Annotated in this window: 14 protein-coding genes; 8 read left to right on the top strand and 6 right to left on the bottom strand. The window is 68.0% G+C overall.

Annotated features, from left to right (window positions below):
• The first annotated feature begins 70 nt into the window (after positions 1 to 70).
• The 5 genes from G539_RS0118110 to G539_RS25360 all read left to right on the top strand — a co-directional run bounded on the left by G539_RS0118110 (position 71) and on the right by G539_RS25360 (position 5,645).
• Positions 71 to 1,534: a patatin-like phospholipase family protein gene (locus tag G539_RS0118110; protein ID WP_156912029.1), complete on the top strand. Its 1,464-nt coding sequence runs from the start codon at positions 71 to 73 to the stop codon at positions 1,532 to 1,534.
• 121 nt (positions 1,535 to 1,655) lie between these two features.
• Entirely contained in the window at positions 1,656 to 2,210 is a 555-nt protein-coding gene (locus tag G539_RS0118115; RefSeq protein ID WP_029076455.1) for a LemA family protein, read from the top strand.
• Between the two features lie 7 nt (positions 2,211 to 2,217).
• Positions 2,218 to 4,137 carry a DUF2207 domain-containing protein gene (locus G539_RS0118120; RefSeq protein WP_029076456.1) on the top strand — a complete coding sequence of 640 codons (1,920 nt, stop codon included), beginning with the start codon at positions 2,218 to 2,220 and terminating at the stop codon, positions 4,135 to 4,137.
• A gap of 84 nt (positions 4,138 to 4,221) precedes the next feature.
• Positions 4,222 to 4,638, top strand: coding sequence for a DoxX family protein (locus tag G539_RS0118125; protein WP_029076457.1), 417 nt, complete (start codon positions 4,222 to 4,224; stop codon positions 4,636 to 4,638).
• 98 nt (positions 4,639 to 4,736) lie between these two features.
• Positions 4,737 to 5,645, top strand: a complete 909-nt coding sequence (locus tag G539_RS25360) for a phosphotransferase family protein (protein ID WP_051231613.1) — start codon at positions 4,737 to 4,739, stop codon at positions 5,643 to 5,645.
• Between the two features lie 56 nt (positions 5,646 to 5,701).
• On the opposite strand, the gene G539_RS0118135 is transcribed toward G539_RS25360, so the two are convergent.
• Together G539_RS0118135 and mprF are read right to left on the bottom strand one after the other, a co-directional pair.
• Positions 5,702 to 7,087, bottom strand: coding sequence for an AcvB/VirJ family lysyl-phosphatidylglycerol hydrolase (locus G539_RS0118135; RefSeq protein ID WP_029076458.1), 1,386 nt, complete (start codon positions 7,085 to 7,087; stop codon positions 5,702 to 5,704).
• Positions 7,084 to 9,708 (bottom strand): bifunctional lysylphosphatidylglycerol flippase/synthetase MprF, encoded by a 2,625-nt coding sequence (gene mprF / locus G539_RS0118140; RefSeq protein WP_156912030.1) that lies wholly within the window; start codon positions 9,706 to 9,708, stop codon positions 7,084 to 7,086. The genes G539_RS0118135 and mprF overlap by 4 nt, the downstream gene beginning before the upstream one ends.
• Before the next feature lie 241 nt (positions 9,709 to 9,949).
• Between mprF and G539_RS0118145 the strand changes: the two genes are divergently transcribed.
• From G539_RS0118145 to G539_RS0118155, 3 genes are read left to right on the top strand one after another with little or no spacing between them, the layout of a single operon-like run.
• Positions 9,950 to 10,474 carry a MarR family winged helix-turn-helix transcriptional regulator gene (locus G539_RS0118145; protein ID WP_029076460.1) on the top strand — a complete coding sequence of 175 codons (525 nt, stop codon included), beginning with the start codon at positions 9,950 to 9,952 and terminating at the stop codon, positions 10,472 to 10,474.
• On the top strand, positions 10,471 to 11,244 hold the full coding sequence (locus G539_RS0118150; RefSeq protein ID WP_035831562.1) for a DNA alkylation repair protein: 774 nt from the start codon (positions 10,471 to 10,473) through the stop codon (positions 11,242 to 11,244). Before G539_RS0118145 ends, G539_RS0118150 begins: the two co-directional genes overlap by 4 nt.
• 26 nt (positions 11,245 to 11,270) lie before the next feature.
• Positions 11,271 to 11,609 (top strand): DUF6616 family protein, encoded by a 339-nt coding sequence (locus G539_RS0118155; protein WP_029076462.1) that lies wholly within the window; start codon positions 11,271 to 11,273, stop codon positions 11,607 to 11,609.
• A 49-nt stretch (positions 11,610 to 11,658) separates the two neighbouring features.
• Here G539_RS0118155 and G539_RS0118160 read toward each other — a convergent pair whose 3' ends face one another.
• The 4 genes from G539_RS0118160 to G539_RS0118175 all read right to left on the bottom strand — a co-directional run bounded on the left by G539_RS0118160 (position 11,659) and on the right by G539_RS0118175 (position 16,463).
• Positions 11,659 to 12,912, bottom strand: coding sequence for an aminopeptidase (locus G539_RS0118160; RefSeq protein WP_029076463.1), 1,254 nt, complete (start codon positions 12,910 to 12,912; stop codon positions 11,659 to 11,661).
• 35 nt (positions 12,913 to 12,947) lie between these two features.
• Entirely contained in the window at positions 12,948 to 14,381 is a 1,434-nt protein-coding gene (locus G539_RS0118165; protein WP_029076464.1) for an MFS transporter, read from the bottom strand.
• Positions 14,382 to 14,510: 129 nt separating this feature from the next.
• The gene (locus tag G539_RS0118170; protein ID WP_029076465.1) at positions 14,511 to 15,983 is read right to left on the bottom strand and encodes a M81 family metallopeptidase; all 1,473 of its coding nucleotides are present in this window, start codon (positions 15,981 to 15,983) and stop codon (positions 14,511 to 14,513) included.
• A 105-nt stretch (positions 15,984 to 16,088) separates the two neighbouring features.
• Positions 16,089 to 16,463 carry a RidA family protein gene (locus tag G539_RS0118175; protein WP_029076466.1) on the bottom strand — a complete coding sequence of 125 codons (375 nt, stop codon included), beginning with the start codon at positions 16,461 to 16,463 and terminating at the stop codon, positions 16,089 to 16,091.
• Between the last annotated feature and the right edge of the window lie 135 nt (positions 16,464 to 16,598).

The raw sequence follows: 16,598 nt of genomic DNA on the forward strand, positions 1-16,598 counted from the left end.
CGGATTCAAGCTGAATTAAGCCCTTGTTCCTATGGTCCGTTCCAAGATCCCGGCTGGAGGGGATGGACACTTGGGAATTGCCTTCAAGAGCGCGCTGAAAATCCTCGCTTTCACGGCGGCCTCGCTGGCAGCCGGCTGCACGCTGAGCGACACGACGCCGATCAACGACACAAGCCAATGGAGCGGCGGCGCTTCGCCGGCCTCGCTGCCCGAGCCCGGAGACGACGGCACCACCGTCGTGGCGCTCGCCTTCTCAGGCGGCGGCACGCGGGCCGCGGCCTTCGCCTATGGCGCGCTGACCGAGCTCGACACGCTGATCATCGACGAACACCCGCGCCAGCGCAGCCTCGTCGACGACGTCCGCTCCGTCGCCGGCACGTCGGGCGGGGCGATCATGGCCGCCTATCTCGGCTACAAGGGCAAGGACGGCTTCGTCGACTTCCGCGACCGCTTCCTCGTGAAGGACGCGGAAGCGACGATGCGAACCTCGTTGTCGCCGGGCAACGTCATCCGCACGACGCTGAGCGGCGGCGCCAACGACCGGTCCAGCTTCGGCCGCTGGCTCGACGAGCATGTCTTCGATGGTTCCACCTATGCCGCCTTCGAGAAGCCCGACCGCCCGATCGTCTGGATCACGGCCTCCGACATCTACAACAACACGCCGTTCGTCTTCACCCAGGACACGATGTCGGCGCTCTGCAGCGACCTCGACAAGGTGAAGATCGCCGACGCCGTCGCCGCCTCGGCGGCATTCCCGGTCGCCTTCTCGCCGGTGATCCTGCTCACGCCCCAGAAGGGCGACTGCGACTACCGCCGGCCCGACTGGCTGGAGAAGGCCCTGAACTCGCGCGACCCCTCCGTCCGACTGCAGGCCTATGCGCGGGCGCTCGATTCCTACCAGTTCAACGACAAGCTCAAATATGTCCGCCTGCTCGACGGCGGCCTGACCGACAATCTCGGCATCTCGGGCCTGACGCTCGAGCGGGCGCGGGCATCGACGCCCTATTCGCCGCTTTCGCTCCAGGAGGCGGTCCGCATCCGCAACTTCCTCTTCATCGTCACCAATGCGGGCGTCGAGCGGCAATATGGATGGGGCGGCTCGAAACCCAATCCGCATATCGGCCACATCCTGGCCTCGGTCGCCGACACGGCGATATCGGCCTCGACGCGCAACGGCTTCGACGCCGTCGATCTCGCGCTCGCTCAATGGCAGCAGGAGCTGATCACCTATCGCTGCGGCCTCTCGCAGGCCCAGGTGCTCCGCCATCGCGGCACGCTGGCCGGTTGGAACTGCCGCGACGTGCGCGTCACCACCGAGCATCTGACCTTCCGCGACGCCGACCCGAGACTGTACGAAGCCCTCAACGCGGTCCCCACCCGGCTCAAGCTGACGGAAAAGCAGGTCGAACTGGTGATCGCCGCGGGCCGGGAAGCGGTGCGCCGCAACGCCAACATCCAGAAGATCGCCCGCGAAACCTATGAACGGTCGCGCCTCTTCGACCATATCGGCGTCACGCGGACAGCGACGAACTGAACGCGCCGGCGCCGGACAACCGGAGATTTGTCAAGCGCGCGGCGACGAGGCAAGGTCAGCTCGACTGGCCGGCCCGATTCCGCTCATGCATCATCGACGGCGCCCCTGACAGGAAAACGAAATGACAACCTGGATTGTCCTGGCCCTGATCGTGGCCGCCGCACTCTATGCGGTCAGCCTCTACAACAACCTCGTCGCCAAGCGGAACCTCGCGCATGAGGGCTGGAGCGGCATCGACGTGCAATTGAAGCGCCGCGCCGACCTGATCCCCAACCTCGTCGAGACGGTGAAGGGCTACGCGGCGCATGAGAAGGCGATCTTCGAGGACGTCGCGGCGAAGCGCGCCGCCAGCATGAACGCCGGCGACGTCAAGAGCCAGGCGGCGGCGGACCAGGCCCTTTCCGGCGCGCTCGGCCGGCTGATCGCGATCTCCGAGGCCTATCCGGAGCTGAAGGCCGACGCGAATTTCCGCGAGTTGCAGGGCCAGCTCGCCACGATCGAGGACGAGATGCAGATGGCGCGCCGCTACTACAACGGCACCGTGCGCGACCTGAACACGGCGATCCAGACCTTCCCGAGCGTGCTCGTCGCCAACATGTTCGGCTTCCGCCCGGAGGCGTTCTACGAGATCGAAGACCGCGCCGCGGCGCAGATCCCGCCCAAGGTCTCGTTCTGAGGCCGGCATGCGCGCGCGCCTGATCCAATCGCTCGTCGCCGGTCTGCTGCTGGCGCTCGCGCCACTCGCAACGGCGAAGGCCGAGGAACGCATCCTCCGCTTCGTCTCCGACGTCGACGTCCAGAGGAACGGCGATCTCCTCGTCACCGAGACGATCCGCGTCCAGGCCGAGGGCGACGAGATCCGGCGCGGCATCCTGCGCGACTTTCCGACCACCTATCGCGACGAACGCGGCGCCTCCGTCGTCGTCGGTTTCGACGTGGAATCGGTGACACGCGACGGGAAGGACGAGCCCTTCGCGATTGAATCGCTCGCGAACGGCAAGCGCGTCCGCATCGGTTCGGGCGACACGTTGCTGGACTACGGCCCGCACGACTACGTCATCCGCTACCGGACGACGCGGCAGATCGGCTTTTTCGACGATTTCGACGAACTCTACTGGAACGCGACCGGCACCGGCTGGACCTTTCCGATCGACGTCGCCGAGACGCGCATCACCCTGCCCGAGGCCGTGCCGTTCGGCCAGACCGCGATCTATACCGGCCGGCAGGGCGAACGCGGCCAGGACGCCCGCGTCGTCTCGAAGGAGCCGGGCCGCATCGTCTTCCGCACGACGGCGCCGCTGCCCGCCAATGCCGGCCTGACGGTCGCCGCCGCCTGGCTGAAGGGTGTCGTCGCGCCGCCGAGCGCCGGGCGGCAGGCGGCCTGGTGGCTTCGGGACAATATCGGCGCGCTGTTCGCCCTGTTCGGCGCCGTCGGCGGCCTGCTCTACCTTTTCCAGGCCTGGCGCAAGGCCGGACGCGATCCCGAGCCCGGCACGGTCATTCCGCTGTTCACGCCGCCGGAGGGGATTTCCGCCGCCGCGGCGCGCTACGTCTCGGAAATGGGCTTCGACGACCGCGCCTTCACGGCGGCCATCCTCGAACTCGGCGTCAAGGGCCAGCTCAAGATCGCCGACAGCGGCAAGGCGCTCGCCCTGACGCGCACGCCGGGCGGCCACCCGGTTCCGCCGGCCGAGCGCGCCGCCGCCGACGCGCTGTTCCGTTCGAGCGCCGAGGTGCGCCTCGTCCAGTCCAATCACGCGGTGCTTTCAAGCGCCAAGTCGACGCTGGCGCGCGGGCTCGCCAAGGCCTATTCCGGCACCGTCTTCAACATGAACAGCGGCTGGCTCACCGGTGGCGTGCTGATCACGCTCGGCGCCTACATCCTGGCGGCGACCGGGCTGGTCATCGCCATGGGCGAGAACGGGCTCGTCGCGGCGTTCAGCCTGATCTTCCTGTCGGTCCCGTCCATCGTTGTCGGGCTCACCTTGAAGTCCCTGCGCGGCAGCCCCTGGTACAAGCGGATCTTCGTGCTGCTCTTCACCGGCGTCTTCGCGCTCGCCTTTGGCGGTGCCGGTCTCGGCGTGTTCCTGAGCGCGGCCCGCGGTCCGCTCGATCTCGCCGTCTTGGTGCTGCCCTTCGCGCTGCTGCCGGTGCTCGCCTCCGCCTTCTCCTGGATGCGGTCGCCGACGCCGGAGGGCCAGAAGCTCCGCGACGCGATCGCCGGCTTCCGGCAATATCTCGGCATCGCCGAGGAACACCGGCTCGACATGCTGCATCCGCCGGAGAAGACGCCGGAGCTGTTCGAGCGCTACCTGCCCTATGCCGTGGCGCTCGACGTCGAGAACGCCTGGGCCAGGAAATTCGCAGACGTGCTGGCGGCGGCCGGGGCGACGGCGGCGGTATCGAGCTGGTATCTGGCGAGCGGCAATGGTAGCCGCAGCCCGACCGATCTCGTCGGCCGACTCGGCTCGGGCCTGTCGCAGACGGTCGCCTCGGCCTCGACGGCGCCCGGCTCGCGCGGCGGCTCCGGCTTCAGCAGCGGCTCGTCCGGCGGTGGTTCGTCGGGTGGCGGCGGCGGTGGCGGCGGCGGATCCGGCTGGTAGGCCGCAAACGATCGTGGGGCGATGTCGAAATCGTCGTCGCCCGATCGTCGTGACAGGAACAATGTCTCTCAGGAGAGTTTCGTCATGAGCAGAACTGCAGCCATTCTCGTCGCCAGACTGATCTTCGCCGGCGTCTTCATCATGGCCGCAGCCTTCAAGTTCGCCGACATGGGAGCGACGGCCGGCTACATCGCCTCGGCCGGCTTCCCGTTCCCGCTGTTCCTCGCCTGGGTCGCCGCCCTCTTCGAGCTGGCGCTCGCGGCGGCGATGCTGACCGGGGCGTTCTTCAGCGAGGCGGCCCTGCTCGCCGCCGCCTACATCCTGTTCCTCGCCTTCGCCTTCCACGGCCCGTCGCACTGGAGCGGCAACCAGGTCGAGTTCGGCTTCTTCGTCGACCACTTTACCTTCATCGCCGGCCTGCTCTTCGCCGCCGTGCACGGACCGGGCGAGCGGCTGGCGCTCCAGGCGTCGCTCCTCAACCGATCGAGCGTCTCGGCATGAAGCGGGCCCGGATACCGAAGCGGGCGAACAGGACGACTTGCCCTCGGGTAGGCCAATCCTGCTAGAAATCAACGGCTGGGATCGCGAGGAGGTGGACCATGGTGGCGGCGCTCGATCTGGATCCGATCCTCACCGAGCTCGGTCTGCCGAAGGCGCTGTCGATCACACCGCTCCAGGGCGGCTCTAACGAAGTCTTCCGTATCGATCTGCGCGGGGGCGCGGCAGTCGTTCTCAAGGCATTTGAGCGGCAAGACATGTTTCCCATGCGCGACGCCCATGCCGCCGCACTCCTCACGTCCCTTGATGTCCCCGTGACGCGATATCTGCTCGTCGACGAAAGCAGAAGCCGCCTGCCCTTTCGCTTCGCCCTCACGAGCCATCTACCCGGTTCTGCCGCGATCGAATGGGCCGACGATCCGAACTATCGCGACATCTTCGAGCAGATCGGGAGGCTCGCACGAAAGCTGCATAATATCGAACTGCCTGCTTTCGGCGCGTTTCCCGAGCCGAAACATCGTCGGAATACCGATTATGTCCGCGAGTTCGCAGATCAAGCGTTTGCGCGCTTCCTTCACTACGGGGCCGATCCGGCGCTGACGGAAAGGCTGCGACGAACGTTCGAGAGGGACTTCGAGGCCGTCGTGCCGGCAACGCGACAGGCAGTCTTCGCGCATGATGACCAGCATCCGGGCAACGTTCTGGTTGTCGCGACGGGGACACGGCTATCGATCAGCGGTCTCCTGGATCTCGGCAACGCGCGGGCAAGCTCCGCGGTCATGGACCTCGCGAAAACGCTGTTCATTTGCGAGCACATGGCCCCGGGCAGCAGCGGCCCGATACGCGCGGGCTACGGCCCGGTCGATCATCCGGAGCCGCAAACCGCGCTTGCGTTCTACACGATGCTCCATCGCGTCGTGATGTGGTGGTGGCTGCGCCATATCGGCGCCCTCGCCACCCCGGACGCTGACAGCGACCTCATCAAGGCTCTGAGAGCCACCGCGGGCTAGGATGAACTCCGTGGACGACCCGTGGTCGTGCGGAGAGGAACCGTTGGCTCCCAGGCCTATTTTTGCGCCTGCGGGTGTCCCTCGCCGGCCGTGCGGCGCTTGAAGCCGTCGAGGATCTTGGCCGCCAGCGCGTCATAGTCGCCGTCGAAATGATGGCCGCCGGCGGTCTTGATCATCTCGACCCCGCTGCCCTCCAGCTTCGGACAGGCGGAATCGCCCTCGTCCTCGCCATAGACGCACTGGATCACGCCGGGCTTGATCCGCTTCAGGTCCGGCAAGGTCTCGCCCGCGCTCGCCCCGGTGCCGAGGAACTCGCCGACCGAGATCTCGTAGTCGACCTGCTCGGACAGCCCGAGCAGCGACATCTCCGCCACGCTGTCCCGGACATCGGCCGGCAGACGGTTATAGGCATTGGGCAGCACGTCCGCTCCGAAGGAATAGCCGATCAGGATGACGTGCTCGACATTCCATCGCTCCAGATAGGCCTCGATGATGCGGGCGAGATCGGCCGAAGTCTGCTCCGGCGACTTCTCCGACCAGAAATAGCGCAGCGAATCCAGCCCCACCGTCGGCACGCCCTCCTTCTGCAGCGCCTCGGCGACCGACTTGTCGAGATCGCGCCAACCGCCATCGCCCGAATAGACGATCGCCAGCGTGTCCAGTTTGGGTGTCGTGGGAAGCTCGATCAGCTGCAGGTCGGCGAGCGGATCGTCGCTGGCGGATTTCGGCACCAGCACATGCAGCAGCCGGGCCTCCAGCGCGGCGCGTGCGTCGCCGTCGGCGGCGCGGTCCTTGATCTTGAAGCCCTGCTTCTGGAGGTCCTCGACATGGGCCTTGCCATCGGCCGGCGCGGCGGCGGTGTAGAGCACGTCGACCGGATTGGTCAGATCGCCCTGCGCCAGGCCGTAGACGGTGCCACCGGACGCGGCGACGCGCGGCGCATCGGTGCACAGCGGCTTCACGAGCGGCAGAACCTTGTCGGGATCGACGACGACCGTCCGGCCGATCGTCGCGTCGGGGGTCTGGGCGGCAATGGCTAGGCCCAGCGCTCCGGCGGCGCCGACGCCGGCGACCACAGGCGAATGATACATGCCGGTGCCGAGCGAGCGCTGGATCTGGTGGCTCAGATCCTCGATGTCGGCGACGAGGTAGACGCACTCGTCCGCCTTGTCGATCTCGAGGCCGGCCAGATATTTCGCCGTGTCGACGCCGACGACGATGGCGCCCGCCTTCTGCAGCGTCTCGGCCGTCTGCTGGTCGGCATCGGTCCAGCCGCCCTTGTCGGAGAACAGGAAGATGGCGCCGCTGACCTCACCGGTCGGCAACAGGATCTCCGGTTTGCCGAGAAGGCCGGCCTTGAAGGCTGGCGCGGGATCATTGGCCGCCAGCGCCGGCAGCGTCATGCCCGCGAGAAACGCGGCGAAGAGGCAATTGCGAATCATTTGCCGACCACTCCCTTGAGTCCACCGCTGATCAATACCGTGACATCGGCCAGCGCCAGCGCCGGCGACATGCCGCCCGACACGGCCATGTAGCGCGGCTGCCATTCGGGCTGGAACTTCGCCTTGAAGGCGCGAAGGCCGTGAAAATTGTAGAAGCGCTCGCCATGCTCGAACACGGCCCGGCCCATGCGGTGCCAGATCGGCGCCGCCGGGCTCTCGGAAAGGCCGGCGAGCGGCGCCATACCGAGATCGAACCATCGATAGCCCTGGTCGCGAAGGTTGAGCATCAGGCTGGAAAAGAGAAACTCCATCGTCCCCGCCGGCACGCCGGGATCGAAGCGCATGAGATCGGCGGTGACCGCCTCCTTCCGTCCCGTCGTCATGACGGTGGCGAAGGCGACGATGCGGTCTCGGCAACGCACGATGGCGGCGCGCTGGGTCATGACATAGGCCCGCTCGAACGCGCCGAGCGAGAAGCGCTTCTCGCGGGCGCGGTGCTCGGCAAGCCAGCGGTTCGAGATCGCCTCCAGGTCCTCGATCACGCCGGCGACCTGATCGGGTTCGAGAAACTCGAAGCTCAGCCCCTCGCGCAGGCTGCGATTGTAGGCATGCCGCAGGCTCGCCCGCTTGGCGCCCTTGAGGTCGAAGGCGGCGAGATCGACCTGCGCGGCCTCGCCGAGCTTGAAGGCCCGCATTCCCGCATCGGCGTAGAGCGCCAGGTTCTCCGGCATGACCTGATAGAACACGGCCCTTCCACCGGCCGCCCGCGCCATCTCGACGAACTGCCAGATCAGCCCCGGCCAGGCGTCGCGCGGCCCGATCGGATCGAACAGCGCCACCCAGGAATGGGCCTGGCGGCCGAACATGATGAAGGCGCGGCGATCCTCGGAGAAGAGAAGGGTCTTGTCGCCCATGCGCACGAGATTGGCGTCCGGATAGGGCTGAGTGTCGAGGATCCGTACCGCCTCGGCGACCTCGGCCGCGTCGGGGAGAGCGGTCTTTCCCTTGGAAGGGCGGAACAACGACCAGGTGGCGAGCGAGCCGGCGGCGATGACGACGCCCAGCAGCGCGCGCAGGCTGCGCGGCGCCTCTTCCGAAAACTCGAACTGCCACCAGAGCTCGTTCGAATATTCGACATCGGCATAGACGAACAGCATGATGGCGGCGGCGGTGACGATCACCGTGGTCATCGCCAGGAACCAGCCAGGCGTCAGGCGCTGATGCAGGACCGAGGCGGGCCGGTTGAACTCGCGCCGCGTCGCCAGCAGGGCGATGAAGAGCAGCGCCAAGGCGATCGATTCACTGATCGCGATCGCCTTCAGGAGCGACAGCAGAACGGCGGTTCCGGCCGCGACCAGCGCGGCCCACCAGGCGCCGTCGAGCCGATGCGCCAGCCCGCGCGCCACGACGATCAGGCCGAGGCCGAGCACGCTTTCCAGGAAATGCGCGCCCTCGAGGATGGGCAGCGGCAACAGCCCGGAGAGAAGGTCGAGCCGCTGGTCGGCCGCCGGCGTGACACCCGAGAAGACCAGCACGGCGCCGAGCGCGAAGGTGAGCGTGGCGAGCACGCGCGGCGACAATTGCGCGCCGGCGCGCAGCACGCGCGAGGCCTGCGCGCCCGAGGCGACTCGCCGGAGCTCGAGCCCCGTCACCAGCCCGGAGGCGACGATCAGCGGCACGCCGTAATAGATCACGCGGTAGAGGATCAGCGCGGACAGCACCGCGTCGACCGAGGCGCTGCGGCCGACGACGGCGAGGATCACCGCCTCGAACACGCCGAGGCCGGCGGGAACATGGCTGGCGACGCCGAGGCCGATCGCGACAGCATAGACCGCGACGAAGGCCGGCAGTCCAATATCGGAATTCGGCAGCAGCACCCAGAGCACCGCGGCGGCGGCCGAGACGTCGACGATGGTGGCGCCGAACTGCGCCAGCATGAGACCGGGCCGCGGCAACGCGACCGAAATCCGCCGCCATCCGATCCGTCCGTCGCCCCGCGCGGCCAGGACGAACAGGAGGCCGAGCGCGACGAGGACCGCTCCGCCGACCAGCCGGAGCAGCATGGGTGGCAGCGCCAGCGGCATGGCGAGATCAGCCGCCGCGAAGGTCAGGCCGAGCCCGGTGACGCCGGCGAGGCCGAGGCCGAAGGCGATGGTCACGAAGGCGACGACCTTGGCAACGTCGCCCGGCTCGACGCCGAGCCGCGAATAGAAGCGATAGCGGATGGCGCCGCCCGTCAGGGGACCGAAGCCGGCCGTGTTGCCGACGGCATATGCGCAGAAGGCGGTGAGCGCGACGATCGGATAGGGCAGCGCCAGACCGAGATAGCGAAGCGCCGACAGGTCGTAGATGCTGAGCGCGAGAAAGCTGAGCGCGGTCAGCCCCAGCGCGGCGGCGACCGAGGAGAGCGGCGTCGCGTGCAGCGTATCGAGAACGTCGTTGTAGTTGACCTCCGCGATCAGGCGCGAGATCGCGAGCCAGACAAGGATGACGACGACGACACCGACGAGCGCGGTGATGGCCGGCCGCCAGGGCGCCAGCCGACTTCGCAGCCGCTCGTAGCGGCCGGGCATGGCGCCCTCGATCGCCGCTGCCGCCGGCTCCCGCTCTCCAGCTACCATGACTTCACGCCGTCCTCCCGCGCGGTCAGGCGCCGGCTGCGGAAACATCGTAACGCTGTCGCTCATCATGACGTCGCGGCCTCGCCCCGACAATCGACTTGCGTCGAAAGGGCTGCGCCTCTCCTTGCATCGATCTACGGTTCAAGAGCCTCAATTCTGGCTGGATTGAGGCCGCCGCCATGCGGGGCTGACGCTCGCGGAATGTTGACATATGATTTGGTGCCATACTACATGGCGCCTTATGAATAATCTCGAACCCAAGCACAGCGCCCTGCTCGACGAGGCTAGGGCGCGCGGCCAGTCCGACACCAGCGGCATCCGCCTCTGCTTCGAGCTGCTCTCGCTCGCCGCCGCCATCGATCGCGATTGCGCCGCGCGCCTGGCGCCGCACCGGCTCTCCGAGGGCAAGTTCGTGCTGCTGTTCCTGCTGCGCGGCCATCCGGACGGCCTTTCGCCGCACGAACTGGCGACACGCGCCGGCGTGACACGCGCCACGATCACCGGCCTTCTCGACGGGCTGGAACGCGACGGCTTCCTCTTCCGTGAAGGCGGCATGGCAGATCGCCGCAGGATCATGATCCGTCTGACCCAGCATGGCAGGGCAACCGCCGAGGCGATGTTCCAGGAGCACACGAACTGGATCGCGACGCTCTTCTCGGACCTCAACCAGGCGGAACGCGAGGGCCTGAGCGCGTTGCTCGGACGCATCTGGGCGAAGACGGACAGTGGCCGGCGCGCCGCGTCGGAGCCGGGCTCGGCATCATGAAGCCCACCCGCACGGGACGCACCGTCGCCGACATCGACCCCGCCCGCCGCGCCGCGCTCGATGCCGGGACGATCGAGGCCGCGACGCTCACCGAATGCCTGGCCGTCGACTTCGGCGCGCTGATGCGCGCGGCGATACCCCGGCTCGACATGTCGGCGTTCGAGGCGATGGATCGCGCCAACGGCCTCGGCATCTCGAAGCGCATGGCGCTGGCGGGTGAGCTGCTGCGCGGCGGGCTGGCCGCCGAAGCCGCCAGCGAGCTCCGCCACCACACCTCCGACACGGTCAGGGGCTGGGCCGGCTTTCTCGTCGGCCAGGCGCCGGACATGGCCCTCCCCGACCGCCTCGCGGCGATCCGCCCCTTTGCCGACGACCCGCATTTCGGCGTTCGGGAATGGGCCTGGATGGCGGTCCGCCCGCATCTCGCCACCGAGCTGGATCGGGCTATCGCCCTGCTGGCGGCCTGGACATTCGAACCGTCGGAGCGCCTGCGCCGCTTCGCCAGCGAGGCGACGCGGCCGCGCGGCGTCTGGTGCGCGCATATCGACGAACTGAAGCGAGAGCCGGAAGGCGCCCTCGCCATCCTCGCGCCTCTCCGCGCCGACCCCTCGCCCTATGTGCAGGATTCCGTCGGCAACTGGCTGAACGACGCGGCCAAGACCCGGCCCGACTGGGTTCGCGCCCTCTGCCGCGACTGGAGGGAACGAAGCCCCGTGCCGGCGACGGCCCGCATCTGCAAGCGCGCGCTGCGCTCGATCGGGGCCGCCTGAACCACCCCGCCCGACAAGGATACGAAATGCACTATCTCGCCGAACTCTACACGCCACGCCCGGCCTGGCTCGCCCTCGACCAGTCAGGCCGCGCAGCATTCTTCAACACGATTGGCGCCGGCATGACGCCGCTCGCCGCGCACGGCATCGAGATGCTGGCCTTCGGCGAGACCGACCGCTCGAAACCACACGCCGCGACCGAGCCCTTTTTCGCGATCTGGCGGTTTCCGGACGAAGCGGCGCTCGACGCGCTCCTCGCCGGCATCGCCGCCACCGGCTGGCACGACTATTTCGAGACTCGCAACGCCGCCGGCAGCGCTACCGACCTGGAAAGCCATCTGGCGGCCATGGCCGCCGCCAGCTGAAGGAAAGTGGCCGGGTCTCCCGGCCGCTCGTCATCGGGCGCTGGGCCGCTCAGGCCCACTCGCCCCGGCGCATGATCGGCTCGACACGGCCATCGGCGGCAATGCCGTCGATGTCGATATGGCTCGAGCCGATCATCCAGTCGATATGGATCAGGCTCTTGTTGGCGCCCTTCGCCGCGAGCTGCTCGGGGCTCATCGTGTCGCCGCCGCGGATGCACTTGGCGTAGGCTTGGCCGAGCGCGATGTGGCAGGCGGCGTTCTCGTCATAAAGCGTGTTGTAGAAGAGCAGGCCGCTCGCCGAGATCGGCGAGGAATGCGGCACCAGCGCCACCTCGCCGAGCCGGCGCGCGCCGGCGTCGGTATCGAGCACCTTGGCCAGCACCTCCGCGCCGGTCCGCGCCGTCGACTCGACGATGCGGCCATCCTCGAAGCGCACCGCGATGTCCTCGATCAGCGTGCCCTGGTAGGAGAGCGGCTTGGTGCTCGTCACATGTCCCGAGACGCGATCCTTGTGCGGGGTCGTGAACACCTCTTCCGACGGGATGTTCGGGTTGCAGACGATGCCGTTCTTGGCCATCGACGCGCCGCCCTCCCAGGCATGGTCGTCGGCGAGGCCGACCGTCAGGTCGGTGCCCGGCCCGACGAAGCGCAGCGCCGAATAGCGCTTGTCGTTGAGAAGCTTGGTGCGGGCGTGCAGCGCCTTGTTGTGCTCGGCCCAGGCCGCGACCGGATCAACCAGGTCGACGCGCGACGCCGCGAAGATCGCATCCCAGAGCTTCGCGACCGCGACCTCCTCCGGCTCGTTCGGGAACACCGCCCGCGCCCAGGCCGGCGAGGCGTAGGACGCGATCGTCCAGTTGATGTCGAAGCCGGCGATCAGCTCGAGCGCCGGGGTATAGGCGGCCGAACGGGCGCGATTGGCGCGCGACACCTTGTCGGGATCCTGGCCGGCGAGCAGCGAGGGGTTCTCGCCGGCGATGGCGAGGCGCGCGGCGCCGTTCTTGAAGGCAGAGGCCATGCCGTCATAGAGCCAGCCGGAAGCGACATCGAAGGAGCCGTCGCGGGCATGGCGGAAGCGCATCAGCGTCGCCTCCTCGTCGGAGAACAGCGTCGTCACCAGCGAGGCGCCGGCCTTGTAGGCATGCTCGGTGATCCGCCGCACCAGCGGCAGCGCGTCGAGCGAAGCCGTCATCACCAACTCCTGCCCTTCCTGAAGGCCGAGACCGACGCGAACGGCCACTTCGCCCAGCCGGTCGAGCTTCTGCGCATGGGTGAGCGAGGGATCGCGGGTCAGTTTCGTCATGTCGGGCACTCCACTTGGGTCGAATTCAAAGGCGGTCAGGGCCCTGCCGAGGCAGGCTTGCCGCGCGGGCGATGCTGGCTGACCGCGGTTCCGGCGTCGCGCGGCAGCGGGAAGGAATCGTAGAGGCCGATCAGGCCGACGACGCCGATGATCAGGAAGGCGAAATGGAAATCGGCAAGGGTCAGCCCTTCGACATCCGGCGTCAGCCAGGCGTCGGCCAGGCGCAGCGCGATGGCGCCGAGCGCGATGCCGAGGCCGAAGGTGATCTGCTGCACCAGGCTGAACAGCGTATTGGCGCCGGCCATGCGCGGCTGCGGTACGTCGACGAAGGCGAGCGTGTTGATCGCGGTGAACTGCATCGAGCGCGAGGCGCCGCTCAGGAACAAGACCACCATGATGACCGGCCAGGGCGTCGCCGGGCTGAGCATGGCACAGCCGAGCAGCGTCGCGACGAAGAACAGGCCATTGCCGATCAGCGTCGTGCGGAAGCCGAAGGTGCGAAGCACCAGGCTGGTGAACGGCTTCATCGCCAGATTGCCGGCGAAGAGCGCCAGCACGTAGAGGCCGGCCTGGAACGGATCGAGACCGAAGCCGAGCTGGAACATCAGCGGCAGCAGGAACGGCACGGCGCTGACGGCGGTGCGGAACAGCGAGCCGCCCTTCATCGTGACGGCGAAGGTGCGGATGGCCAGGCCGTAGAGATCGGGCAGCGGATGCGGATGGCGGCCGGAATGGCGGAGCGCGATCCAGAAGAACAGCGCGCTCGCCGCCAGGATGCCGGCCCCGATCACCCAGTCGACATGGCTCTGGCCGACGAGATCGAGCCCGTACATCAGCCCGGCGCAGGCGATACTGGTCAGGATAAAGCCGACCCAGTCGAAGCCCTGCCGCTCGGCGATCCGCTCGTTCGGGATCAGCCAGAAGGCGAGCGCGAAGGTGACGATGCCGATCGGCACGTTGAGGATGAAGATCCAGTGCCAGGAGGCATAGGTAGTGATGAAGCCGCCGAGCGGCGGGCCGAGGATCGGCGCCGACAGCGCCGGCCAGGTCAGCACCGCGATCGCCCGCATCAACTCGCTCTTCGAGGCGTTGCGCAGCACGACCAGCCGCCCGACCGGAACCATCATGGCGCCGCCCGCGCCCTGCAGGATGCGCGCGAGCACGAAGGTCAGCACGCTGTCGCTGAGCGCGCAGAACACCGAGGCGATGGTGAACACGGCGACCGCCCAGGCGAAGACCGTCCGCGCGCCGAAGCGATCCGCCATCCAGCCGCTCGCCGGGATGAAGATCGCCAGCGTCAGCATGTAGACCGACATGCCGATATTGAGATCGACCGGCGCCACGCCGAACGATTCCGCCATCTGCGGCAGCGAGGTGGCGATCACCGTGCCGTCGAGGTTCTCCATGAAGAAGGCGACCGCGACGAGCAGGGCGATCCAGGTCGATTTCTGCGGGGATGGGAGGGTCATTGCCGGCCGACGGCGTGGAAAACGAAGGGCGGGACGACGCGAGGCCTCTGGCGACGCGCCGGTTTCCGATTCATCGCGCGTTCGGCCGGCCGGCACAAGCGGAATGCGCCGGCAGGCCCGCCGGCCTGATCAGCCGTGCGGATTCTCGACCCGCGGCCAGATATCCCGGTTGAGCTTGCGATAGGCCGTCACACGGGGATTGGAGGGATAGGGCGCGCCGGCGTCGATATAGACGATCTCCGCCGCGATCGGCAGGAAGCCGGCGTGGAAATGGTTGGTCGATTTCACCAGCAGGATGTCCTTCGACATCGGGTCGAGGCCGAGATTGGAGTAGACGTCCGGCTCGAAGGTCTGCGTGCGGTTGGTGTTCAGGATGATCTCGGTCTTGGTGCCGAGGATCCGCACCAGCGCCGTCGGGCCAAGCGTGACGCGGCTCTTGCCGAAGCTCTGCCAGCTCTCCGGCACCGCCCGCACCACCTCGACCCTGGCGTCGATCGGCGCGCCGCCATCCGGCCCCGCCTTGCCGCCGAAGCGCAGCTGGATCTCGGCCCCCTCGCCCGCGGCCAGGCAGAAGGTGACGGCGAGCGGATCCCAGATCGTCGCCACCGCGACATTGTCGATGCCGCGCTCGATCATGCGGCGCAGGATCAGCGTGCCGTCGCCGGCGACGCCGCCGCCCGGATTGTCCCAGGTGTCGGCGAGGACGACCGGCTTGCCCGGCTTGCCGGCGATCAGCGCGAGCGCGTGATCCAGGCCGCCATCGATGCTGTATTGCGGCATCATCGTCTTGCCGCGCAGCGCGAAGATCTCCATGCCGAGCTTCTTGGCCAGCGCATCGCCCTCGGCCTTGCGGTCGTCGGTCACGACCAGCATGCGCGTGCCCATCTCCGGCACGTCGCCGGCCATGAAGCCGTGGATCAGCGACACCGACAGGATGCCGTCCTTGCCGTGCATCGCCTTCATCCGGTCGACGAAGGAACGCATCGGCTCGCGGCTGGTCGGAAAGACGTCGATCATGCGGCAGTCGAAGGTCGAGATGACGGGCTTGATCTCGCCGCGCAGCGCGCGGATGGCGAGATCGACGACATGCTCGCCGCGCTCGTAGAAATCGGTGTGCGGGAACTCGAGGAACGCCGCCAGGATGTCGGAGTTGGCGACGCGCTTCGGCGTCAGATGGCTGTGCGGGTCGAGCTCGGCGGCGATCAGCACGTCGGGCCCGACCATGGCGCGGATGCGCTCCAGGAGGTCGCCTTCCGGATCGTCATAGCCCTGCGCCACCATGGCACCATGCAGGCCGAGCACGACGCCGTCGACCGGCAGCGCCGCGCGGAGCTGATCGAGGATTTCGTCGCGCAGGCCCTCATAGGTGGCGCGCTGCAGCAGTCCGCCCGGCTCCGCCCAGGTCGCCGTGCCCTCCACCAGGTCGATGCCGTCCGCCTCGGCGCGCTTTCGGAGCGCGACGATCGGCGACGAGCAGAGCGTCGGCGTCTCGGGATGCTGGCCGGGGCCGGCATAGAACGCCATCTCGAAGCTCGCGCGATCGGTCGGTACCGGCGCGAAGGTGTTGGTCTCGGTGGCAAGCGAGGCAGCAAAAATGCGCATGGCGCGATCGGTCCTGGGAAGAGGACCACCGGCCCCGGCAGCAGGTTGCCGGCCCGGCGGTCGCATGAAGACGGAGAGCCCCGGCCTCGCCGGGGCGGAATCTCGCTAGCCCTGCGGGGCGTAGGCGATCGCCTCGATCTCGACCTTGATGTCGATCATCAGGCGGGCCTCGACGGTGGTGCGCGCCGGCGGATCCTTCTGGAAGAAGGTCGCATAGGTCTTGTTGAAGCCGCCGAAATCGCGGGCGTCCTCCAGGATCACGAAGGTCTTCACCACCTGGTCCATCGTGCAGCCGGCCAGCGCCAGCGCCGCCTTGACGTTCTCGAGCGTCTGCCGGGTCTGCGCCTCGATGCCGCCGGCGACGACCGTGCCGGTTGCGTCGGTCGGCACCTGACCCGAGACATAGACGAAATCGCCAGCGCGGACGGCGGGCGAAAGCGGCACATGCGAGGCGCCATAGACGGTCTTCAGCTTGCTCATCGAAGGTCCCTTGGAATCTTTTTGAACGACACGCCGGGAAGACGGCGGGCCACCATTGCGGGGCGGCGGCGAGGCTAGAGCAAAACACCTTCCTTTTCGACAAGAAAGCGGCGAATTGGCGCGCGCCACCGGTTG

The sequence above is a fragment of the Kaistia adipata DSM 17808 genome, assembly GCF_000423225.1.
GTDB lineage: Bacteria > Pseudomonadota > Alphaproteobacteria > Rhizobiales > Kaistiaceae > Kaistia > Kaistia adipata.